Consider the following 21525-nt stretch of genomic DNA (forward strand, 5'->3'; position numbering starts at 1 on the left):
CAACTGGGACTCGGTCAACAAGGACCAGGTTGCTGGTATCCTGCGCTTCGAGCGTAGCTTCTAATAAGTCAGATCTGACATTGTTAGACGCGAAAGGCCCGGCGAAAGCCGGGCTTTTTGTTTGCCGGCGTGCTTGGCAAGGATCTGGCGGCGGCAAGATGTCCTGCGAGTGCGAACCGGCGCCGCCGAGCGCTCGGCTGGATCGGTGAGCCCTGTGATGCGGCTCTTGGGGCCGGTCCGATCGGAGGCCCACATTCTGCCGGACCGCCTCGCTCTGCACGCGTCGTGATCCTCGACCTTGTGTCCGGGACCTGCTGCATCTCCAAAATCAAACGCCTGCAGATGCTTCTGGCAAGCCAGAGCATGTCGAAGCAGCAAATTGGCAGGCTTTTCCAATGGTCCGGCATGTCGCCAGGCGCTTTTGCTTGTCTGCAGCGTGCGCGCATACAGGACAGATCATGTCTGCAGCCATCTTCGACGCGGTTCTTGGTTTTGAGGCCAGGGGAACGTCCTCGGCTAACGCTATGTTTCACTTCAGCCATGCTGAGATATGTAAGTGCATTTAACAAGAATAATATCTAAATAAGCAAATATTGATGTGCCAATATTATAAAAAACTAAAGTATAGATATGCATTATTTGTAACGTTGTTATTTTACAACTTACAAGACGGAATATCTATCAAGAATAGTATTTATATGGAGCGAATAATTGCTCTATTGACGCCGATCGGTATTTTCAATGTCGGAATCAGAGCATGAGTTCTGCTTCTCCCATTGAGGGTCACGCAACGGGGTAGGGTGGGGACGTCAATTTTCGGCGGAAATCTTCATTACCTAATTCATATTTCGAATGGAGCTATTATGAACATCAAGAGCCTTCTTCTCGGCTCCGCGGCTGTGTTTGCAGTTGCTGGCGCCGCACACGCGGCCGACGCGATCGTTGCTGCCGAGCCTGAGCCGCTCGAATACGTCCGCATCTGCGACGCCTATGGTGTCGGTTATTTTTACATACCGGGCAGTGAAACGTGCCTCAAGATCAGCGGCAAAGTCCGTACCGAAGGTCAGTGGGGCGATGCCTACGGCAAGTACGGTGGCGCTGGAACCTGGAACACGGGAACGCTCTGGCACACCCGCGCAGAAGTCGGCCTCGATACCGCAACGGACACCGAGTACGGCGCCCTGAAGACGAACGCCGTCATCCGTTGGGACTGGCAGGAAGGTGGCGACACCACGACGAAGCTTCTCTGGGCCAATATCAGCCTCGGCGGCTTCCTGGTCGGCAAGCAGGACTCGCAGTACAGCCTCTACATGGGCTATGCCGGCAACGTCGCCAACGACGACGTGATCTACTACGGCCCCAAGGAACTCAACCAGATCACCTACAAGTACGACGCCGGCAACGGCTTCACGGCGATCGTCTCGCTGGAAGACAACAAGTCCGATGCCAACAGCTCCGCCTACGGCGGCGCATGGCAGAAGGGCGAGGCCGACCACTATGCGCCGAACGCAGTTGCCGGTCTCGGCTACAAGGCAGGTGCATTCGGCTTCAAGGTCGTCGGCGGTTATGATTCGATCGTCGAGGAAGGCGCCATCAAGGCCCGTCTCGACGCCGACTTCGGCGCCTTCAAGGCGTTCGTCATGGGTGGCTGGAACACCGACGGCGACAAGCTGAACCAGTATGCCGGCTCCAATTTGGATGGCTCGGCTTGCCCGGTTCACGGCGCGGATTGCGGTTGGGGCGATTGGGCTGTCTGGGGTGGCATGGGCTACACCTTCGACCCGAAGGTCCAGGCGAACCTCCAGCTCGCCTACACCGATACGAAGATCTTCGCCGCGACCGCCAACGTTCGTTGGAACCCGGTCAAGGATCTGCTGATCCAGCCGGAAGTCTCCTACACCAACTGGGATGCCGCCGACACGGACGAGTTGGCCGGTATCCTGCGCTTCGAACGCAAGTTCTGATCGGATTGATTGTCGCGTAGCGAAAAGAAGGCCCGGCTTAAACGCCGGGCCTATTGCGTTGATGGGCCGGACCGTTTGTCCTGAGTACGGGTGCGCATCCCGCCGTCGCGATTTCAAAGATGGCGGCGAGCGGCGGTCGCGAGCCGCCTGGCAGAAGCCTCCTGATTCGCTCGAATGTGCTGATTCGCTGCTCTTTCACCCGTACGACTGAATCAAGACGGGCGCGGCACTCCGAGCGCAGTTCCCTCGTTTCGGGCACGGTTTCAGCCGTCGCGCTTTGGGCTCACGGCGGCGCCTAGGCACTATGCTCAAATCGGCCTAGGAAAAAAAGATAAATATAGTCAAATACTTGAGCGTCAGTGGCAGGAAATCCGACTGTTCGCCGGTTCGAATGTTTGTTACAGCTAGGCCATGCTAGCGAAAATATTAAAAATATCTAAATTACATAAGCATAACACATTAACGTTATAGTTATACATGGAAGGAAATATTAAAAATGCATATTAAAGCATAAGCTAATAACAAAGTTAAATTATATATTGTAAGTATATTCGAATATCTTGAATTAAAACTACACGTGATCTTTTTGCAACGTGATAGTTCAAACGATAACGAATGTAAGACTTAATAGTCCACCTATGTTGCTTCATAAAAACCATCAAAGTACGTTCGGCTTCAGGGCCAGCGTTGACGCAATCTGGTTCTCCCGTGAGGGGTCAAGAAAAACCGGGGATGGGAGGAGGCACGTCGATCGCGACGGAAGAACCTCAAAAGCTCATCCAAATTTCGAATGGAGTTACTATGAACATCAAGAGCCTTCTTCTCGGCTCCGCTGCCGCGCTTGCAGCAGTTTCCGGCGCTCACGCAGCCGACGCAATCGTTGCTGCCGACGCCGAGCCGATGGAATATGTCCGCGTTTGCGACGCCTATGGTAAGGGCTACTTCTACATCCCCGGCACCGAAACCTGCCTCAAGGTTGGTGGCATGCTTCGCTCTGAAGGCAAATGGGGCGACGCTTATACCCCGGCCGATTGGGAAAAAGGAACGTTCTGGCACAGCCGTCTCGAATTGAATGTTGATACGGCTTCCGACACAGAGTATGGCGCCCTGAAGACCTCCGCCGTTGCGCGTTTCGATTGGTCTGAAGGTGGCATGAGCGACGGTAGCCCGAGTATTGTCGCTGCTAATATTAGCCTGGGTGGTTTCCTTGTCGGTCTCGCTGATTCGCAATTCAATCAGTTCACCGGTTACGCCGGCAATGTTATTAACGATGACGTCGTTGTTGATGGCCCGTATGAACTGAATCAGATCACCTATTCCTACGACGCCAGCAATGGTTTTACCGCGATGGCCTCGTTGGAGGACACCAACTCCGCCTCCGACAAGTTCTCTGGCAACTGGCAGAAGGCTAAGCAGAACCACTACGCACCTGACCCGGTTCTCGGCCTTGGCTATAAGACTGGCGCATGGTCCATTAAGGTCGTAGGCGGCTATGACACCATCATGGAAGAAGGCGCGATCAAAGCTCGTGTCGATGGGGACTTCGGCGTTTTCAGCGCCTTTCTCATGGGTGGTTGGAACTCGGACGCCAAGACGGCAAACAAGTTCGCTCAAGCGGATGGTTCTGGCTACGGCTGGGGCGACTGGGCCGTTTGGGCCGGTGCATCCGTGCCGTTCGGTGAAAAGCTGAGCGCAAACGCTCAGGTTGCTTATACCGACAACGAGACCCTGGCAGCCACGGCGAACGTTATCTGGTGGGCAACGAAGGATCTTAAGATTGAGCCGGAAGTTTCCTACACCGACTACCACAAGGTTGATTCGCAGCAGTGGCAGGGTACCCTCCGCTTCCAGCGCAGCTTCTAAACTCCAAAGCATCTGACGCTTGTCAGATGCGAAAAGCCCGGCGAAAGCCGGGCTTTTTGCGTTTGAAGTCTAGGAGCGATCGCGGCCGACGATGGAGCCGGTTCCACCCCTCCCAAGGCGCCGGTTTTGGCGATTTCGACGCACGCTTGGGCGATTCGCCGCCGATTGTAACAGCCATATGAAGGCCATATGAAAAATCATACTTTTTGTCGCAATATGACAAATCGATGACGTGATTTTTGTGCAACGCACATACCTAAAGCATTGTCATATATAGAGATCTGCTAATCGAGATATTGCGTCGTAACAATCGCTGAGTAGTTTCCGCGTCGGAAGTGGAACACACCTGTTCAGCTTCTCCCGCAGGGGTTCACCAACATCAGGGTGGGGTAGGGCACGTCGGTTCTCGGCGCGAATTCTCATGCCTAATTCATATTTCGAACGGAGTTACCATGAACATCAAGAGCCTTCTTCTCGGCTCCGCGGCTGCGCTGGCGGCTGCAACCGGCGCTCACGCGGCCGACGCGATCGTTGCTGCCGAGCCTGAGCCGCTGGAATACGTCCGCATCTGCGATGCCTATGGTGCGGGCTACTTCTTCATTCCCGGCACCGAAACCTGCCTCAAGCTCGGCGGCCGCGTCCGCACCGAAGGCCTGTGGAAGGATGCCTACAATCCGGCATCCCACAACGGCACGCTGTGGCATACCCGCGCCGAAATCAACGTCGATACGGCAACCGACACGGAATACGGCGCCCTGAAGACCAATACCGTCATCCGTGAGGACTGGCAGGAAGGTGGCGACACCGCGACGAAGCTTCTCTGGGCCAATATCAGCCTCGGCGGCTTCCTGGTCGGCAAGCAGGACTCGCAGTACAGCCTCTACATGGGCTATGCCGGCAACGTCATCAACGACGACGTGATCTACTACGGCCCCAAGGAACTCAACCAGATCACCTACAAGTATGACGCCGGCAACGGCTTCACGGCGATCGTCTCGCTGGAAGACAACAAGTCCGATGCCAACAGCTCCGCCTACCGTGGCGCCTGGCAGAAGGGCGAAGCCGACCACTATGCGCCGAACGCTGTTGCCGGTCTCGGCTACAAGGCAGGCGCATTCGGCTTCAAGGTCGTCGGCGGTTATGATTCGATCGTCGAGGAAGGTGCCATCAAGGCTCGCCTCGACGCCGACTTCGGCGCCTTCAAGGCATTCCTCATGGGCGGCTGGAACACCGACGGCGACAAGCTCAACCAGTATGCCGGCTCGAACCTGAATACCAATTCCGCTGCCTGCCCGGTCAACGGCGCGGATTGCGGCTGGGGTGATTGGGCCGTCTGGGGTGGCATGGGCTACACCTTCAACCCGAAGGTTCAGTCGAACATCCAGCTCGCCTACACTGATACGAAGATCTTCGCCGCGACCGCCAACGTTCGTTGGAACCCAGTCAAGGATCTGCTGATCGAGCCGGAAATCTCCTACACCAACTGGGATGCCGCCGACACCGACACCTGGGCCGGCACCCTCCGCTTCGAACGCAAGTTCTAAGACAAGCAGTTCCAGGAAAAGTGTGAAACGGTTTTCCGTCCGGAACTGCGTGAAAACGAAAAGATAGAGCGGATCTGCGATTCAAAGAATAGCTGATATGCTCTAACGCCTCCAATCGAGGAAGGGGCCCGGTATTCCCAGCCGGGCCTTTTTCCCTGAAGCGATTTCAGGCAAATCGAGAGGCGGCTTTCCGCTCGGAATCGGCTGCTTTTCGAAGAAAAGCGGAAACTATTTAACCGGCCTTTTCGATAAAGGCGCGGATGTCATTAGGAATTTGATCGATGTGCAATAGCGGCGGATGCCCGTGACCGGGGACGGTCAGGGCCGTCATGTTCCCATGTCGCCGTCCCATCTCGTTCAGCGCCGCGTCCGACAGAAGTCTGGAATTCGCCCCGCGGATCGTCATCAGCGGTATCGGCTTGAAGCCTTCGAATTGCGGCCAGAGATCTTTCTGCGGCGCATCGAGATCGATCGACTTCATGATCAGCGCAATCGCCGGATCCGCGTCGGCAACGATGTGGCCGTCGGCTTCGGCATAGATTGCGTGCGCCATGTCCCGCCAGTCCTGTTCGCCAAGCGTGGTGAAGGTGGCGCCGTGATCCTCCTTGAGAATATTGACTGCGTCGTCCCAATCGGCCGGTTTGCGTCCGCGGTTCAGATAGTCGCGGATGTCCCTGAGGCCTTCGATTTCCAGAGCGGGGCCGATGTCGTTGAGAATGACGGCGGCCATCAGCTTGGGGTGCGTCGCGGCAAGGATATGAAGCACGAGACCGCCGCGCGACGTGCCGACGAAGATCGCCTTCGTGATGTCAAGCGCCGCACAGGCCGAGACCACATCCTGCGCTTCGACCCCGAGGTTGTAGTGGCTCTTGTCGGCGTCGCGTTCCGAGCGGCCACGACCGCGCGCGTCGAGCGTGATCACCCTTCGTGGCGCCGTCTCATCGTTGGATAGGATCAGCGCCAGCTGATGAAAATCGCGGGAGTTGCGTGTCAGTCCGGGCAGGCAGAAAACCGGCAGCCTCGCGGCCGTCTCGGGATTGTCGTGGCCATAGTCCCGCGCATGGAGCTTGAGCCCATCAGGGGCGGCAATCGTCTTTTCCAGGAATCCGCTTTCATAGTCGTTGCCCATGCCAGCCCCTCGCATTCATATCCTTCAGCAAGGTCTAGCGCGGTTTGGCCGCTGTTCACAACCGCAATGATCCGGTTTCGAAACGCGAGGGCAGCGCGGCACGTTGCGCAATAGACGGCGGGCGAGTTGTCGCCGCGCCTCTATCCCCGTCCGTAGATTAGATCGTGCTCGATATCGGTCTTCTGACCAAGCCGTGCCTTGTAGACCTGATAGTTCTCCATCACGCGCTGGACGTAGTTGCGCGTCTCGGGGAAGGGGATGCTTTCTATCCAGTCGACGACCTGGTCGATGGACTTGCCGCGTGGGTCGCCGTAGCGGTCGATCCATTCGGGAACCTTGTTCGGGCCGGCGTTGTAAGCGATGAAGGTCAGGATATAAGAGCCGCCGAAGGCTGCGATCTGTTCACCGAGATAATGGGAGCCGAGTGTGGCGTTGTAGCCGGCGTCCTGGGTCAGGCGGTCGCCGGAATAGGCGATGCCATGGCGCCCGGCGACTGCCTTTGCCGTCTTCGGCAGAAGCTGCAAGAGGCCGCGCGCGTTGGCAGACGAGACGGCGGCGGGATTGAACGCGCTTTCCTGGCGCGCGATCGCATAGGCGAGGGCCTTGCCGGAACCTGAGATGTTGGCGCTGTCGGGAATAACGCCGACCGGGAAAGCGAGTGCTGCGACGTCGATGCCACGGCCGTAGGCGATCTTGCCGACCTGCAGCGACAGCTGGTGATTGCCGCCGCGTTCGGCGCGCGCTGCAAGCAGCGCCACTTCGCCGGGGCTCTGCATCTGTTCGGCAAGCGCGCGGTATAGGCCGTCCGCGCGCCAGCCATAGCCGGCAGCTTCAAGCCGGCTGATGGCGCGGACCGCTTCGTAGGACTGGAAACGTGCGCGGTCGTCCGCCGTGGGGGAGGGATAAGTGACGTTCAGCGTGCGACGCCCAAGCTTCTCGGCCGCGAGCTGGCCATAGAACGTGCTGGGAAGGGCGGCTGCCTTGGCGTAGAAATCGGTAGCACTACCGGGGCCGCCGGCTTCGGCGGAGCGGCCGAGCCAGTACCAGGCGCGCGCAACCGAGATCGGCCCGGACGACACCGTCAGGATCTTGCGGAAATGCGTCTCTGCGGTCGCGGGATCCTTGAGGCCGCGCAACGCGTACCATCCGGCATGGAACGCCGCGTCGCCGACGTCCTGTGGCGTGGAGGCTGCGCTGTTGGCGACGATGCGGTAGGCGGGCGCGTACTTGCCCTGATCGACGAGGCCGCGGGCAACGATGCGCTGCTCATTCCACCATTCGGTTGGGTCGACGAGCGTGCCACGGTCGCGCGGCATCTGCGCCAAAAGGCTTGCGGCTTCCTCATACTTGTCCTGTCGCCGCAGATATTCGACGCGCGCGAACACATAGGCGGGGTCGCTGCGCCACTTGGCATCGACGGCGCCAAGGAGAGCGCCGGCACTTGCCGAGCGGCTGCTGACGGCAGACCAAGCCTTGTAGAGCGATTGCGCCTGGCCAAGGTCGCCAAAGCGCTTGGCCTGTGCCGCGCGTCCGCGATAGAGAAGCAGGTCCATGCGCGCCTTGTGGTCGGCGGGGCCGATGAGGCCCGCGAACGTGGCAAGGAACTTGTCCTCGAACGGCTTGTCCAGGCTTTGCGTGCGCCACACCTTGCGGATGACTTTCGCCGCCTGTGCACTCGATCCGTTCGCTACCAGTGCCCGCGCCAGCACGAAGGCGCCTTCGGCGGTTTCCGGCTGGGTATCGCCGAATGCGGCAAGGACCTCAGCCGCCGGCGGGTTTTCGTTGTAGAGCGCGCGCTCGGAATTGCCGCGCAGCGACTTCAATCCCGGCCAGCCGGCGAGTTCGCGCGAGGCCGCCGCGATTTCACCGGAAGGCACGCCCGGCAGCCCCGATGTCGCGATCGCCCAAGTGAGGATATGGCGGTCGAGATTGCTCGCGCCCATGCCGTTGCGGATCGCAAGCGCCTGCTCGGGCTTCTTCGCCGAGAGCGCGTCGAGACCGGCCTTCAGGTCGCCGATGAGGGGGGCGATCGTCGTGTTGCGCGGGATCGAGCCGGTGATGATCGGCTCGGGCATCGCCATGGCGACGTCGGTCGGCTGCTTGCCGCCCGGATAGTTGTTTTTGCTCGAAATTTCAGACGCGAAAGTGCTCCACGCGACGGCCATGCCGACGGCAGACAGCATCAGAACAGGTTTTCTCATCCGGATACTCGCACGAAAAAGTCAGACCTCATCCATTTGCCGAGAGGCACCTTAACGAAGCCTTAGCGCGGGCGAGAAATTTCGATAAATTCGGATATTCAAATTGCCCTCGACCCAGCAAAGCATGCTTGTCGCCGTCAAGCCGCCGCTTTATGGTGCGGCCTTTCTTAACGATCGAATACGGCTGAAGCATGAAGCCGGGCTGCTAGGAGTCTTATATGTTCAGGGGATCCATTCCCGCGCTCGTCACGCCTTTCACCGACGCCGGCGAGATCGACGAGGCGTCCTTCGCCTCGCATGTCGAATGGCAGATCAGCGAAGGCAGCAGCGGTCTCGTGCCTGTCGGCACGACCGGTGAATCGCCGACCCTTTCCCACCTCGAACATAAGCGCGTCGTCGAACTGTGTATCGAGACCGCGCGCAAGCGTGTGCCGGTAATGGCGGGCGCAGGCTCGAACAATACGAAGGAAGCGATCGAACTTGCGCAGCACGCCGAAAAGGTGGGCGCGGACGCAATCCTGGTGGTCACGCCCTACTACAACAAGCCGACGCAGAAGGGGCTGTTTGCCCATTTCGCCGCGGTCGCCGAAGCGGTGAAGTTGCCGATCTATATCTACAACATTCCCGGCCGTTCCGTCGTCGACATGTCGCCGGAAACGATGGGGGAGCTTGCCAAGGCCTATTCCAATATCGTCGGTGTGAAGGATGCCACCGGCAAGATCGAGCGCGTGTCCGAGCAGCGCATAACCTGCGGTCCGGAATTCCGCCAGATTTCCGGCGAGGACGCCACGGCACTCGGCTTCAACGCCCATGGCGGCGTCGGCTGCATATCGGTAACGGCCAACGTCGCCCCGCGTCTTTGCGCCGAGCTTCAGGCGGCGACCTTGGACGGCGATTTCGCCAAGGCCCTGCAGCTGCAGGACCGCCTCATGCCGCTTCACAAGGCGATCTTCATCGAGCCCGGCCTGTGCGGGGCGAAGTATGGTCTTGCGAAGCTCGGTCGCATGAGCCGCAATGTCCGCTCGCCGCTGCTGTCGACCCTGGAGCCGTCGACGGAAACCGCGATCGACGCCGCCATGCGCCATGCCGGCCTGATCAACTGATTGGCTAGAAGCGCGCATTTCGCCGGCGGCAAATGCGCGTTTTGCATGTCGGGGCAGGGCGCTGCCTTCACAAGAACGGCAGTCTCCCCTATGTAGGGTCAAGAGCCGGCGAGTGTTGTCCGCTCCCGATATCAGAACGGAATGAACAGGCATGGCACCCAAAGGCAGCCAACGCGTCGTCAAGAAGATCGTGGCGGAGAACCGCAAGGCGCGTTTCAACTATGAGATTCTCGATACCTACGAGGCAGGCATCATGCTCAAGGGCACGGAGGTGAAGTCTCTGCGCGAGGGCAAGGCCAACATTGCCGAATCCTATGCATCCGACGAGGGCGGCGAGATTTGGCTGATCAATTCCTACCTTCCGGAATATCTGCAGGCGAACCGCTTCAATCACGAGCCTCGCCGCCGCCGCAAGCTGCTTTTGTCGGCGCGCGAGATTGGCCGACTGCGCAATGCCGTCAATCGCGAAGGCATGACGCTTATCCCGATGAAGATCTATTTCAACGATCGCGGCCGCGCGAAGCTGGAACTGGCACTGGCCAAGGGCAAGAAGCTGCACGACAAGCGCGAAACCGAGAAGGAACGCGATTGGAACCGGCAGAAGAGCAGGCTGCTGAAAGACAACGGCTGACGGGTAAGGTGCGAAGGCTTGCGGCCGGATTTGCTTGAAAGCAAATAGATAAACCGTTTCCGTGTTTAGGGCAGTTCCAGGAAAAGTGTGAAACGGTTTTCCGTCCGGAATTGCGTGAAAACAAAAGGTAGAGCGGATCTGCGATTCAAAGAAAAGCAGACCTGCTCTAGAGGAAAAACGAAAACGGTTCTGAGCTTTGCGGGCCGCGGCAGTGTTGCCGCGACGAAATATTAGTTTTCGTGATCCGCCGACGCGGTCGTTACGGGCTCGATCTGGCGGGCTGCGCGTTCGCTCGGATCGCGGCCGATTTCCGCCTTCAGCGAGACAAGATCGATGAAGTGATCGGCCTGCCGACGGAGATCGTCGGCGATCATCGGCGGCTGCGTCGCCATGGTCGAAATGACCGACACCTTGCGACCGCGCCGCTGCAGCGCCTCCACGAGCGTCGTGAAATCGCCGTCGCCCGAAAAGATCACGAGATGATCGACCGTCTCCGACTGCTCCATGGCATCGATGGCAAGCTCGATATCCATGTTGCCCTTGATCTTTCGGCGTCCCATGGAATCCGTAAATTCCTTGGCCGGCTTGGTGATGACCTTGTAGCCGTTATAGTCGAGCCAATCGATCAGCGGCCGGATCGAGGAATATTCCTGATCCTCGATGAGGGCTGTGTAATAATAGGCACGCAGCAGATAGCCGCGCTTCTGGAAAGCCTTCAAAAGCTTGCGATAGTCTATATCGAAGCCGAGGCTTTTTGAAGCCGCGTAAAGATTTGCGCCATCTATGAAAAGTGCGATTTTCTCGCGTGGATCGAACATCAGCTGGTTATCCATTGTTACTCAAATGTTCTGACCTTGATAAAGCGCAATCAAAACAACATACTGCCGTATCCATCAGAACAATCCGTATTATTTATGGATTGTTCATATACTTCAGATTTAGGACACGAATCGGTTTATTCCAAGCAACCTAAGATAGAAATTCTGCTTTTATATCGCAAATTTTCGCCGCCAAGCCGGCTTGTTACGGGCGCGGGTAAGAAAAACTTGAATTTGCCCGGTTTTGATTGTATCGGGCATCCTAACTCCGAGACATGTCGACGACATCATGACCGCAAAGGACAGGCAATGGCCCGTGTCACCGTAGAAGATTGCATTGATAAAGTAGAGAACAGGTTCGAGCTCGTTCTGCTCGCCAGCCATCGCGCTCGCCTCATCTCGCAGGGCGCCTCGATCACTATCGATCGCGATAATGACAAAAATCCGGTCGTAGCGCTACGTGAAATCGCCGATGAGACGCTTTCGCCCGACGATCTAAAGGAAGACCTGATCCATTCGCTGCAGAAGCACGTCGAAATCGACGAGCCCGAGCCCGATCCGGCGACGCTCGCCGCTGCATCGGCTGCCTCTGGAGATGCCGAAGAAGAAGACGTGCCCGAAGCGATCACCTTCGACCAGATGTCGGAAGAAGAGCTGCTGGCCGGCATCGAAGGCCTGGTCCCCCCGGAAAAGAGCGACGATTATTAATCGTCACCCTTGATGCTCTCTACCGGAGCGATATGGTGATGAGCGTGCGCCGGTCGTCCGATTGGCGCGCTTTTCTTTTGTGGGAGTAGCTTCGGATGATGCGGCAATACGAGCTCGTTGAGCGCGTGCAGAAATATAAGCCCGACGCCAACGAAGCTCTCCTCAACAAAGCCTACGTCTATGCCATGCAGAAGCATGGCCAGCAGAAACGCGCCAGCGGCGATCCCTATATCTCGCATCCGCTCGAGGTTGCCGCCATCCTCACCGACATGCGCCTCGATGAATCGACGATTGCCGTCGCGCTTTTGCACGACACCATCGAGGACACGACCGCTACCCGGGCCGAGATCGACGAGCTGTTCGGCGAGGATATCGGCCGCCTCGTCGAGGGGCTGACGAAGATCAAGAAGCTGGATCTCGTCACCAAGAAAGCCAAGCAGGCGGAAAATCTGCGCAAGCTGCTGCTTGCCATTTCCGACGACGTGCGCGTGCTTCTCGTCAAGCTTGCCGATCGCCTCCACAACATGCGTACGCTGGATCATATGTCGCCCGAGAAGCGTGCCCGCATCTCGGAAGAGACGATGGAGATCTACGCGCCGCTTGCCGGCCGCATGGGCATGCAGGACATGCGCGAGGAGCTGGAGGAGCTCTCCTTCCGGCATATCAACCCGGAAGCGCATGACACAGTCACGAAGCGGCTTGAGGACCTCTCGCGGCGCAACGAGGGGCTGGTCAAGAAGATCGAGACCGAACTCCGCGACCTGCTCGTTGCCAACGGCCTTTCCAACGCCATGGTGAGCGGTCGGCAGAAGAAGCCCTATTCGGTCTTCCGCAAGATGCAGTCGAAATCGCTCTCGTTCGAGCAGCTCTCCGACGTCTACGGCTTCCGCCTGCTGGTCGACGATATTCCCGACTGTTATCGCGCGCTTGGCATCGTCCATACGCGCTGGCGCGTCGTGCCCGGGCGCTTCAAGGACTATATCTCGACCCCGAAGCAGAACGACTACCGTTCGATCCATACGACCATCATCGGCCCGTCCAGCCAGCGTATCGAACTGCAGATCCGCACCAAGCGCATGCACGAGATCGCCGAATACGGCATCGCCGCCCATACGCTCTACAAGGATGCGCTTGCGGCTGAGAACGAAACGCTGTCGCGCGAGTCGAATGCTTACTCGTGGCTGAGGCACACCATCGAGGCATTGGCCGAGGGAGACAGTCCCGAGGAATTCCTGGAGCATACCAAGCTCGAACTCTTCCAGGACCAGGTTTTCTGCTTCACCCCGAAGGGCAAGCTGATCGCGCTTCCGCGCGGCGCAACCCCGATCGATTTCGCCTACGCGGTTCACACCAATATCGGCGATACCACCGTCGGCGCCAAGATCAACGGCCGCATCATGCCGCTCGTCACGCGCCTGAATAACGGCGACGAGGTCGAGATCATCCGCTCCGGCGTTCAGGTGCCTCCGGCGGCCTGGGAAGAAATCGTTGTCACCGGCAAGGCCCGCGCCGCCATCCGGCGTGCGACGCGCATGGCGATCCGCAAGCAATACACCGGGCTCGGCCACCGCATTCTCGAGCGTACCTTCGAGCGCGCCGGCAAGATCTTTTCGCGCGAAGGCCTGCGGCCGGCGCTGCACCGCCTAGGACAGAAGGACGTCGAAGACGCGATCGCCGCCGTCGGGCGCGGCGAGATGTCGTCGCTCGATGTGCTGCGCGCTGTCTATCCCGACCACCAGGACGAGCGGGTGACCGTCAAGCCGGCAGGCGACGAGGGCTGGTTCAACGTTCGCAGCGCATCCGGCATGATCTTCCGCATCCCGGGGAAGACGCCGGCGGAGCTTGCGACGATCGAGGGCGGGGCGGAACTGCCGATCCGTGGTATTGCGTCCGACGTCACCGTAAACTTCGCACCGACCGGCGCCGTGCCGGGCGATCGCATCGTCGGCATCATGGAGAAGAACCGGGGCATCACCATCTATCCGATCCAGTCGCCTGTGTTGCAGCGCTTCGACGACGAACCGGAGCGCTGGATCGACGTTCGCTGGGACCTCGACGAGGCCAACAAGTCGCGCTTTGCCGCGCGCATCCTGATCAACGCCCTGAACGAGCCGGGCACGCTTGCCCGGGTGGCGCAGACGGTTGCCGATATCGACGTCAACATCCGGCTGCTGAGCATGGTGCGGATTGCGACCGACTTCACCGAGATGGCGCTGGATGTCGAAGTGTGGGATTTGCGCCAGCTCAATCAGCTGCTCGTTCAGCTGAAGGAGCTCGATTGCATCGCAACGGTGAAGCGGCTTTACGAATAGCCGCATTCGCTTTGTTGCGACTGCACAATTTATGAACATTTTTGACGGATTTTGCCTTGTGAACGGCCAAGCCGTGCGTCAGATGCATGGCTGCGTGTCCAATAGAGGGTTGGTAATCGGCACTTGCCGCACCTATCTTGTGGTCGTGAATGAAGTTTAACGAAGATGAGGCAAAGACATGTTTACCCCGATCAAGAAATTCGCCCGCGCCCTGCGCGTCCCGAGCGTCGAAGACCGCGAGACTGCTTATCTGAACGGCTCTTTTGACCGCTTCGACCTTGAATACCGTCAGCGTCAGATCGACCGCGGCCTGTTTCGTCAGCGCTAAGCGCGCACAATACTTGGATTGAAGGGGCAACCGTTGCTTGCCCCCGTAGCGGGCCGAAACCGGCCTCGCAATTGGTGCAGTGAGGTGTTTTGACGCTCTTGTCATGGCAGCCTCCCTTGCACTACATAGGCCGCATGTTATTTCGTCGCCGAAAACCACAGAAATTGGCTGAAAAGCTGCGGGAGCTCGTTTGGCCCCGAAAGGGCTTCCTGAGACCCTTGCGCTATTTCCAGAAGCGTATCGTACGGCTGACCGCGTCGCCGCACGCGATCGCCGCGGGCTTTGCAGCAGGCATTGTCGTGTCATGGACACCCTTCATCGGTGTGCACATCGTCATGGCCATCGTGGTTGCCTACCTCGTTGCCGGCAATCTCGTCGCCGCGGCGCTCGGCTGTCTCGCTGCCGGAAATCCCGTCACCTATCCGTTCATCTGGGGCATCACCTGGGAAATCGGCCATCTCATCCTCGGACGGGATGGGCACGAGCCTAAAGGCACCATCGACCTGCCGGCGCTCTTCCACAAACTCGATTTCTCGCAGCTGTGGGGCCCGGTTCTGAAGCCGATGCTGGTCGGCGCGGTCCCGCCTGGCCTCGTATCCGGGCTCGTCGTCTATGCCATCACTTATTATGGTGTGAAAGGCTTCCAGCAGCGCCGCCGAGCGCGCCTGACGGAACGGGCCCGTCACCGTTTGCTGCTTGCGGATCATGCGCGCAGCGTCTGACGGGTGCCAGGCGCCCCGCGTTGAAAGGACGATTTATTGATCATCGGCATCGGCAGCGATTTGATCGATATCAGGCGTATCGATAAATCGATCGAGCGCTTCGGCGCACGCTTCCTTGAGCGCTGTTTCACCGATATCGAACGAGCGAAATCGGACGGCCGCAAAAACCGCGCCGCCTCCTATGCCAAGCGCTTCGCCGCCAAGGAAGCCTGCTCGAAGGCGCTCGGAACCGGGCTCGCGCAGGGCGTTTTCTGGCGCGACATGGGCGTCGTGAACCTGCCGAGCGGCAAGCCCACCATGCATCTGACGGGGGGTGCCGCGAAAAGATTGGCATCGATGCTGCCCGACGGCCATCATGCCGCCATCCACTTGACGATAACGGACGACTTTCCGCTCGCTCAAGCCTTTGTGATCATCGAGGCGCTGCCTTCGGCAAGGTAAGCGGTGTCTCCTCAATTGCTTTTAATGTTAGCACCATTGCCGCCGTGGTATGAAGTGAATAGAAAAAGCCTAGAATCCCTGCGCCTGCGGGCTGCGAATAAGGAATGAACTTGGTGTCCGAGAAAGCAGAAAAGAAGCAGCAGAACGCGCTGTGGGAAAATATCAAGGTCGTCGTACAGGCGCTGTTGCTGGCCATGGTCATTCGCACGATCCTGTTCCAGCCTTTCACCATTCCGTCGGGTTCGATGATGCCGACGCTTCTCGTCGGCGACTACATCTTCGTGAACAAGTTCGCCTACGGCTATTCGCGCTACTCGCTGCCGTTCTCGCCGAACCTTTTCAGCGGCCGTATTTTCGGCAGCTCGCCCAACCGTGGCGATATCGTCGTCTTCCGCTTCCCGCCGAACCCGGACATCGACTACATCAAGCGCGTGGTTGGCCTGCCGGGCGACCACATCCAGGTCAAGGACGGCATTCTCTATGTCAACAACGCGGCGGTGCCACGCCAGCCGGACGGCGTATTCACGTCCGACTACAAGCTCGATCCGGGCGAGAACGTTCCGGTTTATCGTGAGCGCATGGACAACGGCCGGACCTACGATACGCTCGACCAGTCGCCCTATTCGCGCGGCGACAACACGCGCGAATTCATCGTGCCCGAAGACCACTATTTCATGATGGGCGACAATCGCGACAACTCGCTCGACAGCCGCTTCGACGTCGGCTTCGTTCCTGCCGAAAATCTGGTCGGTCGCGCAAGCATCATCTTCTTCTCGCTCGGCAACGACACCTCGTTCCGCGAATTCTGGAAGTGGCCGGCCAACATGCGTTGGGACCGCCTGTTCAAGGTTGTCGAATGAGCAAGGCGCGGCCGCTTTCCGAGGCGGATCGGAAGCGGCTGGAAGCCGCGATCGGCCACGAGTTTGCGGATAAGGCACGGCTCGATCGCGCGCTGACGCATGCGAGCGCCCGCACGGAAAAGGGCGCGAATTACGAGCGCCTGGAATTCCTGGGCGACCGCGTGCTCGGCCTTTGCGTCGCGGAGCTTCTCTTCAGCACCTTCGGCGCGGCCGCGGAAGGGGAGCTTTCGGTGCGGCTCAACCAGCTCGTCAGCGCCGAGACCTGTGCCGAGGTCGCCGACGAGATGCAACTGCACCTTTTCATCCGCACAGGCGCCGACGTGAAGAAGCTGACGGGCAAGCGCATGCTCAATGTGCGCGCCGACGTCGTCGAAAGCTTGATCGCTGCCGTTTATCTGGATGGCGGGCTGGAGGTGGCGCGCCGCTTCATCCTGCGCTACTGGGAGCCGCGGGCGTCGCGTCCCGACGGCGCGAAACGCGACGCCAAGACCGAACTGCAGGAGTGGGCGCATGCGAAGTTCGGCGTCACGCCCGTCTATCGGGTAGACGATCGCAGCGGACCGGATCATGATCCCCGCTTCACTGTCACGGTGGAAGTGGCAGGTGCGAAACCCGAAACGGGAGTGGATCGCTCCAAGCGCGCCGCCGAGCAGGCGGCTGCGGCAAAACTTTTGGAGCGCGAGGGCGTATGGTAGCCCTGCTCAGAAACGGCGGACAAAATGACTGAACATGATGACACCACCGCCGAAAATGGCATGCCGGAGGCCGGTGGCCCGACCCATTCCGGTTTCGTAGCCCTGATCGGTCCCACCAATGCCGGCAAGTCGACGCTGCTCAACCGGCTGGTCGGTGCGAAAGTCTCGATCGTCAGCCACAAAGTGCAGACGACACGCGCGATCGTCCGCGGCATTGCCATCCACGACAATGCGCAGATCGTGTTCATGGACACGCCCGGCATTTTCAAGCCGCGTCGCCGGCTCGACCGCGCCATGGTCACTTCGGCCTGGGGCGGCGCCAAGGACGCCGACTTCATCATGCTGCTCATCGACAGCGAACGGGGCTTGCGCGGCGATGCCGAGGCAATCCTCGAGGGGCTGAAAGAGGTCAAACAACCGAAGATCCTGGTGCTCAACAAGATCGACCGCGTCAAGCGCGAGGATCTGCTGGCGCTTTCGTCCGCTGCCAATGAGAAGATCGCCTTCGAGAAGACCTTCATGATCTCCGCCGAGAACGGCTCCGGCTGCGACGACGTCATGGATTATCTGGCGAAGACCCTGCCGGAAGGCCCCTGGTACTATCCGGAAGACCAGATTTCCGATCTGCCGATGCGCCAACTCGCGGCCGAAATCACCCGCGAGAAGCTTTTCTTGCGCCTGCACCAGGAACTTCCCTACGCCTCCCACGTCGAAACGGAAAAGTGGGAAGACCGCAAGGACGGTTCGGTCAGGATCGAGCAGGTCATCTATGTGGAGCGCGACAGCCAGAAGAAGATCGCACTCGGCAAGAACGGCGAGACCATCAAGGCGATTTCGACGGCCTCGCGCAAGGAGCTATCGCAGATCCTTGAGCAGCCCGTACATCTCTTCCTTTTCGTCAAGGTTCGCGAGAACTGGGGCGACGATCCCGAGCGCTTCCGCGAAATGGGGCTCGATTTTCCGCGCTAGGCGCGCAGGCGCCGGGAGGGCTCCGTCGATGCGCTGGCACGGCGTGGCCGATCCCATGGCAGCGTGAATGATTGTCCGCAAAAAAATTGCGGACGTCACGGAACAAACGTCGTGCTTTCCGCCTTGTGGTAGCCACAGGTCCGGCGGCAAGTTCGGCGATATCGCGTATGGCGAAAGCGAAGACGACCCATGAGATGAAGACCCCGTGCGTGCGATGTCCGCTGCGGGAGTTAAAGCATTTTCGCGAATTCAACAGCGAGGAGCTGGAATTCGTCTCTCGCTTCAAGAGGGGCGAGCTTGCCGTCGACGCCGGCGCCACGATTTTCGTCGAGGGCGCGCACAGCGCGCACCTGTTCACCGTGCTCCACGGCTGGGGCTTCCGCTACAAGACGCTGGAAGACGGCCGGCGGCAAATCCTCAACTATGTCATGCCGGGCGATCTCATCGGTCTCCAGGGGACGATCATGGGCGAGATGCAGCATTCGATCGAAGCGCTGTCGCCGGTGTCGCTCTGCGTCTTCGAGCGCGACAAGCTGCCGGGGCTTTACAACAAGCATCCGTCCCTCGCCTTCGATCTGACCTGGATCGCCGCGCGCGAAGAACGCATTCTCGACGAACATCTATTGAGCATCGGTCGCAGATCGGCCCTCGAAAGAGCCGCTTATCTGATCGCCTACCTTCACCAGAGAGCGGCGACCCTCGAGCTCTTCGAGAGGCCAGACCTGGTGCCGATTACCCAGCAGCATATTGCCGACACGCTCGGACTTTCCATAGTCCATACCAATAAGACATTGAAAAAGCTTGCGGATCGAAAGCTTATCCGCTGGCAGGACCGGGGCTGTTCCGTGCTGGATGCCGAGGGATTGGCGGCCCTTGCCGAATGGGAAGGACTCGAAGATACCAAACGCCCCTTCATCTGAGCCTTCGACGAAAGTTGAGTGTCCCTCACGTGTCTTTTTTAAATGCGCTAATGGAAGCCGCGCGATAGAGTGGGGAACCGTCATCTTTCGACCAGTTTCGCTTCCTATAGGCTAGCGAGGATGGATTGACAGGGATGCACGGTCTCAGTCTAGAGTAGACCCCAGGCGGGCGGCGGAGGTTTCCATTATGAATTTCTGTCTGTCTTTGCCTTGCTGCGGCGGTCGCACGGAAGCACGAGGCCAATGATCGCACGACGCATTCTGATACTTGAAGACAGCCTCATCATTGCCATGGAGGCCGAGGAACTACTTCGCGACATGGGCGCCGAGACGGTGATGATCGCTTCGAATCTGGAGCAGGCAATCGCCGAAGTTCAGGTCGCGCGCTACGATTTCGCGCTTCTCGACGTCAATCTCGGCGAAGCCATGAGCTTCGGTTTCGCGCGCCAGCTCACGGAGCGCGGCGTTCCCTTCGGGTTCGTCAGCGGCTATTCGGACACACTGGACTTTCCGCCGGACCTCCAGCATGTGCCGCTGCTCGTGAAGCCTTTCGACGAGGCGGCGATGCGGGCCTTTCTCGGTAAGCTGTTTTCGGACGCGGCCTGACTTTGCCGGCAGGCGGGGGCGGGCGCGTTCCATCCTGACGCTGCCGCCGCGTCTTTCATGACGCGTTGCCAAGGGTTATGCGCTAGGATGGAATCAGGCAAGCACAGGACACGCGCCGCCGATGCAATGGCAGGACCAAGCCATCATTCTGGGGATCAAGCGCCACGGTGAGACGAGTGTCATCGCCGAGGTGATGACGCGTGAGCGTGGCCGTCATCTCGGCCTTGTCCGCTCCGGCCGGTCGCGGGCGATGCAGCCGGTGCTGCAGGCAGGCAATCAGGTCGATGTGGTCTGGCGGGCGCGGCTGGACGAGCATCTCGGCGAATTCCGGATCGAGCCTCTACGGCTGAGGGCCGCGCGATTGATGGAGACGGCGACGTCCGTCTACGGCATCCAGGCGATGGGCGCGCTTCTGCGCCTGCTGCCGGAGCGCGATCCGCACCCGCATCTCTATGAAGCGCTCGACGTCATCCTCGAAAACCTTCACGACCCGGCCGACGCTGGCGAGTTGTTCGTCCGCTTCGAGCTTGCCGTCTTGAACGATCTGGGTTTCGGTCTCGATCTTGCCGAATGCGCGGCGACGGGCACGCGGGACGATCTCGCCTATGTGTCGCCGAAATCGGGCCGGGCAGTATGCCGCAGTGCCGGCGCGCCCTGGGCCGACAAGATGCTCGCCCTGCCGAGTTTCCTCTTGATCGGCGACAGCACGGCCGCCGATCGCGACAGCCTCGCCGCAGCCTTCCGGCTCACGGGGTTCTTCCTCAATCGCCATGTCTACGAGCCCCGCGGCATAGAGGTGGCGGCCGCCCGCGACGCTTTCGTGCAGACGGCGCTAAAGGCGCTCGCCGTTGCCCCGTCGGAAAGCTCGGAACCGGCGGCGCGCTCGGCTGTCTAGACCGTTTCCGTTTCTCTTCGAAACACGCAAACGCTCTGTCTGTTTGTCTTTACGCAATTCCGGACAGAAAACCGCGTCACACTTTTCCTGGAATTGCTCTAGTGCAACACTTGCGCCGCTGCCGACATCACTTCCTGGCGCGGCGGAATGCCGAACATGTTGCGACCGTCGTCGGGTACCTCGGTGAAGCACCAGCGCACGACGCCATCGCGATCGAGCAGGAATTCTCCCACCAGCTGGCCTTCGCCGCCGGCGATCATTTGCCGATCGGCCTCCGTGAATTCATAGCCGTCAGCCTTGTCCAGATATTCGACGGCGGCAAACGGATCCATCGGCTTCGGCAGATCGGGCATCTCCAGCCGCATGGAATTGACGGCGCCCATCGAGATCTTGTACGGCCAGGCATTCTCCGATTCCGTAAACTGCAGGTTCGGCAGGCCAAATGCGCGGTGCGAAATCCTCTCCGGATCCGATGCCGCGAGCAGGTTCGGCAGCGGATGATAGCGGAAGTAGAGCCGGGCGCGCTCGATCGGCGTGTTCACCACCGTCAGGCTGTCGATCCCCTGTTCCTGCAGTTCTCCCGCAAGGCTCGCCATCGCGGCGATCTGACGCCGGCAGAAAGGACAATGTAGCCCGCGAAACAGCCCGACTAAGACCGGCCGCTGGCCACGGAATTCGTCGATCGACACCTTGCCTTGGCGGGTGATGGCGTCAAGGACGATGTTGGGAGCGCGATCGCCCGGCTGCAGCGGCCTTTCAGTATGGTTTTCCGGCATGTCATCCTCCTTGCAAAGGCATGTGATGGGCAACGCGGGC

20 protein-coding genes are annotated in these 21525 nt (G+C 59.5%); 16 read left to right on the forward strand and 4 right to left on the reverse strand.

The features are described 5' to 3' along the window. Window positions 1–863: 863 nt before the first annotated feature. The 3 genes from AB4048_RS25770 to AB4048_RS25780 all read left to right on the forward strand — a co-directional run bounded on the left by AB4048_RS25770 (window position 864) and on the right by AB4048_RS25780 (window position 5371). A complete protein-coding gene (locus tag AB4048_RS25770) occupies window positions 864–1964 on the forward strand; it encodes a porin (protein WP_442204832.1) in 1101 nt (366 codons plus the stop codon). Between the two features lie 801 nt (window positions 1965–2765). Continuing rightward, entirely contained in the window at window positions 2766–3827 is a 1062-nt protein-coding gene (locus AB4048_RS25775; RefSeq protein ID WP_442204833.1) for a porin, read from the forward strand. A gap of 452 nt (window positions 3828–4279) precedes the next feature. Continuing rightward, window positions 4280–5371 (forward strand): porin, encoded by a 1092-nt coding sequence (locus tag AB4048_RS25780; protein ID WP_442204834.1) that lies wholly within the window; start codon window positions 4280–4282, stop codon window positions 5369–5371. 232 nt (window positions 5372–5603) lie between these two features. Here AB4048_RS25780 and AB4048_RS25785 read toward each other — a convergent pair whose 3' ends face one another. Together AB4048_RS25785 and AB4048_RS25790 are read right to left on the reverse strand one after the other, a co-directional pair. Continuing rightward, window positions 5604–6500: an alpha/beta fold hydrolase gene (locus tag AB4048_RS25785; protein WP_442204835.1), complete on the reverse strand. Its 897-nt coding sequence runs from the start codon at window positions 6498–6500 to the stop codon at window positions 5604–5606. 140 nt (window positions 6501–6640) lie between these two features. Continuing rightward, the gene (locus AB4048_RS25790) at window positions 6641–8701 is read right to left on the reverse strand and encodes a lytic transglycosylase domain-containing protein (protein ID WP_442204836.1); all 2061 of its coding nucleotides are present in this window, start codon (window positions 8699–8701) and stop codon (window positions 6641–6643) included. 218 nt (window positions 8702–8919) lie between these two features. On the opposite strand from AB4048_RS25790, the gene dapA reads away from it, so the two are divergent. Both dapA and smpB read left to right on the forward strand, forming a co-directional pair. Next, on the forward strand, window positions 8920–9804 hold the full coding sequence (gene dapA, locus AB4048_RS25795; protein WP_442204837.1) for a 4-hydroxy-tetrahydrodipicolinate synthase: 885 nt from the start codon (window positions 8920–8922) through the stop codon (window positions 9802–9804). 151 nt (window positions 9805–9955) lie between these two features. Beyond that, window positions 9956–10435, forward strand: a complete 480-nt coding sequence (gene smpB / locus AB4048_RS25800) for an SsrA-binding protein SmpB (protein ID WP_442204838.1) — start codon at window positions 9956–9958, stop codon at window positions 10433–10435. A gap of 230 nt (window positions 10436–10665) precedes the next feature. Here the strand turns inward: smpB and AB4048_RS25805 are convergent, their stop codons facing one another. Continuing rightward, window positions 10666–11253, reverse strand: coding sequence for a LabA-like NYN domain-containing protein (locus AB4048_RS25805; protein WP_442204855.1), 588 nt, complete (start codon window positions 11251–11253; stop codon window positions 10666–10668). Between the two features lie 309 nt (window positions 11254–11562). Between AB4048_RS25805 and rpoZ the strand changes: the two genes are divergently transcribed. The 11 genes from rpoZ (at window position 11563) to recO (ending at window position 20709) form a co-directional block, all read left to right on the forward strand. Continuing rightward, window positions 11563–11961, forward strand: a complete 399-nt coding sequence (rpoZ, locus tag AB4048_RS25810; protein ID WP_442204856.1) for a DNA-directed RNA polymerase subunit omega — start codon at window positions 11563–11565, stop codon at window positions 11959–11961. A gap of 95 nt (window positions 11962–12056) precedes the next feature. Next, entirely contained in the window at window positions 12057–14273 is a 2217-nt protein-coding gene (locus tag AB4048_RS25815; protein WP_442204839.1) for a RelA/SpoT family protein, read from the forward strand. 178 nt (window positions 14274–14451) lie between these two features. Then, on the forward strand, window positions 14452–14601 hold the full coding sequence (locus tag AB4048_RS25820; RefSeq protein WP_442204840.1) for a DUF3563 domain-containing protein: 150 nt from the start codon (window positions 14452–14454) through the stop codon (window positions 14599–14601). A gap of 134 nt (window positions 14602–14735) precedes the next feature. Further along, window positions 14736–15323, forward strand: coding sequence for a DUF2062 domain-containing protein (locus AB4048_RS25825; RefSeq protein WP_442204841.1), 588 nt, complete (start codon window positions 14736–14738; stop codon window positions 15321–15323). A 36-nt stretch (window positions 15324–15359) separates the two neighbouring features. Then, window positions 15360–15764, forward strand: coding sequence for a holo-ACP synthase (acpS, locus tag AB4048_RS25830; RefSeq protein ID WP_442204842.1), 405 nt, complete (start codon window positions 15360–15362; stop codon window positions 15762–15764). 113 nt (window positions 15765–15877) lie between these two features. Beyond that, the gene (gene lepB / locus AB4048_RS25835) at window positions 15878–16624 is read left to right on the forward strand and encodes a signal peptidase I (protein ID WP_442204843.1); all 747 of its coding nucleotides are present in this window, start codon (window positions 15878–15880) and stop codon (window positions 16622–16624) included. Beyond that, window positions 16621–17319 (forward strand): ribonuclease III, encoded by a 699-nt coding sequence (gene rnc / locus AB4048_RS25840; RefSeq protein ID WP_442204844.1) that lies wholly within the window; start codon window positions 16621–16623, stop codon window positions 17317–17319. Before lepB ends, rnc begins: the two co-directional genes overlap by 4 nt. 24 nt (window positions 17320–17343) lie before the next feature. Further along, complete coding sequence (gene era / locus AB4048_RS25845; RefSeq protein WP_442204845.1) at window positions 17344–18288, forward strand: GTPase Era; 945 nt, start codon at window positions 17344–17346, stop codon at window positions 18286–18288. A gap of 167 nt (window positions 18289–18455) precedes the next feature. Beyond that, on the forward strand, window positions 18456–19208 hold the full coding sequence (locus AB4048_RS25850) for a Crp/Fnr family transcriptional regulator (protein WP_442204846.1): 753 nt from the start codon (window positions 18456–18458) through the stop codon (window positions 19206–19208). Window positions 19209–19451: 243 nt separating this feature from the next. Further along, window positions 19452–19814, forward strand: coding sequence for a response regulator (locus AB4048_RS25855; RefSeq protein WP_442204847.1), 363 nt, complete (start codon window positions 19452–19454; stop codon window positions 19812–19814). Window positions 19815–19935: 121 nt separating this feature from the next. After that, complete coding sequence (recO, locus tag AB4048_RS25860; protein ID WP_442204848.1) at window positions 19936–20709, forward strand: DNA repair protein RecO; 774 nt, start codon at window positions 19936–19938, stop codon at window positions 20707–20709. 98 nt (window positions 20710–20807) lie between these two features. Here the strand turns inward: recO and AB4048_RS25865 are convergent, their stop codons facing one another. Next, window positions 20808–21485, reverse strand: coding sequence for a peroxiredoxin-like family protein (locus tag AB4048_RS25865; RefSeq protein ID WP_442204849.1), 678 nt, complete (start codon window positions 21483–21485; stop codon window positions 20808–20810). Window positions 21486–21525: the final 40 nt, after the last annotated feature.

Origin of the sequence: Rhizobium sp. RAF56 (genome assembly GCF_052113965.1) — a bacterium.
In the GTDB taxonomy this organism is placed as follows: Bacteria; Pseudomonadota; Alphaproteobacteria; order Rhizobiales; family Rhizobiaceae; genus Rhizobium.

Coding starts and splice junctions, on each gene's coding strand:
- AB4048_RS25825 (WP_442204841.1), top strand. CDS start 14,736: ATGTTATTTCGTCGCCGAAAACCACAGAAATTGGCTGAAAAGCTGCGG.
- AB4048_RS25855 (WP_442204847.1), top strand. CDS start 19,452: ATGATCGCACGACGCATTCTGATACTTGAAGACAGCCTCATCATTGCC.
- dapA (WP_442204837.1), top strand. CDS start 8,920: ATGTTCAGGGGATCCATTCCCGCGCTCGTCACGCCTTTCACCGACGCC.
- AB4048_RS25790 (WP_442204836.1), bottom strand. CDS start 8,701: ATGAGAAAACCTGTTCTGATGCTGTCTGCCGTCGGCATGGCCGTCGCG.
- AB4048_RS25815 (WP_442204839.1), top strand. CDS start 12,057: ATGATGCGGCAATACGAGCTCGTTGAGCGCGTGCAGAAATATAAGCCC.
- rnc (WP_442204844.1), top strand. CDS start 16,621: ATGAGCAAGGCGCGGCCGCTTTCCGAGGCGGATCGGAAGCGGCTGGAA.
- smpB (WP_442204838.1), top strand. CDS start 9,956: ATGGCACCCAAAGGCAGCCAACGCGTCGTCAAGAAGATCGTGGCGGAG.
- era (WP_442204845.1), top strand. CDS start 17,344: ATGACTGAACATGATGACACCACCGCCGAAAATGGCATGCCGGAGGCC.
- rpoZ (WP_442204856.1), top strand. CDS start 11,563: ATGGCCCGTGTCACCGTAGAAGATTGCATTGATAAAGTAGAGAACAGG.
- recO (WP_442204848.1), top strand. CDS start 19,936: ATGCAATGGCAGGACCAAGCCATCATTCTGGGGATCAAGCGCCACGGT.
- AB4048_RS25865 (WP_442204849.1), bottom strand. CDS start 21,485: ATGCCGGAAAACCATACTGAAAGGCCGCTGCAGCCGGGCGATCGCGCT.
- AB4048_RS25780 (WP_442204834.1), top strand. CDS start 4,280: ATGAACATCAAGAGCCTTCTTCTCGGCTCCGCGGCTGCGCTGGCGGCT.
- AB4048_RS25820 (WP_442204840.1), top strand. CDS start 14,452: ATGTTTACCCCGATCAAGAAATTCGCCCGCGCCCTGCGCGTCCCGAGC.
- AB4048_RS25850 (WP_442204846.1), top strand. CDS start 18,456: ATGGCGAAAGCGAAGACGACCCATGAGATGAAGACCCCGTGCGTGCGA.
- AB4048_RS25805 (WP_442204855.1), bottom strand. CDS start 11,253: ATGTTCGATCCACGCGAGAAAATCGCACTTTTCATAGATGGCGCAAAT.
- AB4048_RS25785 (WP_442204835.1), bottom strand. CDS start 6,500: ATGGGCAACGACTATGAAAGCGGATTCCTGGAAAAGACGATTGCCGCC.
- AB4048_RS25770 (WP_442204832.1), top strand. CDS start 864: ATGAACATCAAGAGCCTTCTTCTCGGCTCCGCGGCTGTGTTTGCAGTT.
- AB4048_RS25775 (WP_442204833.1), top strand. CDS start 2,766: ATGAACATCAAGAGCCTTCTTCTCGGCTCCGCTGCCGCGCTTGCAGCA.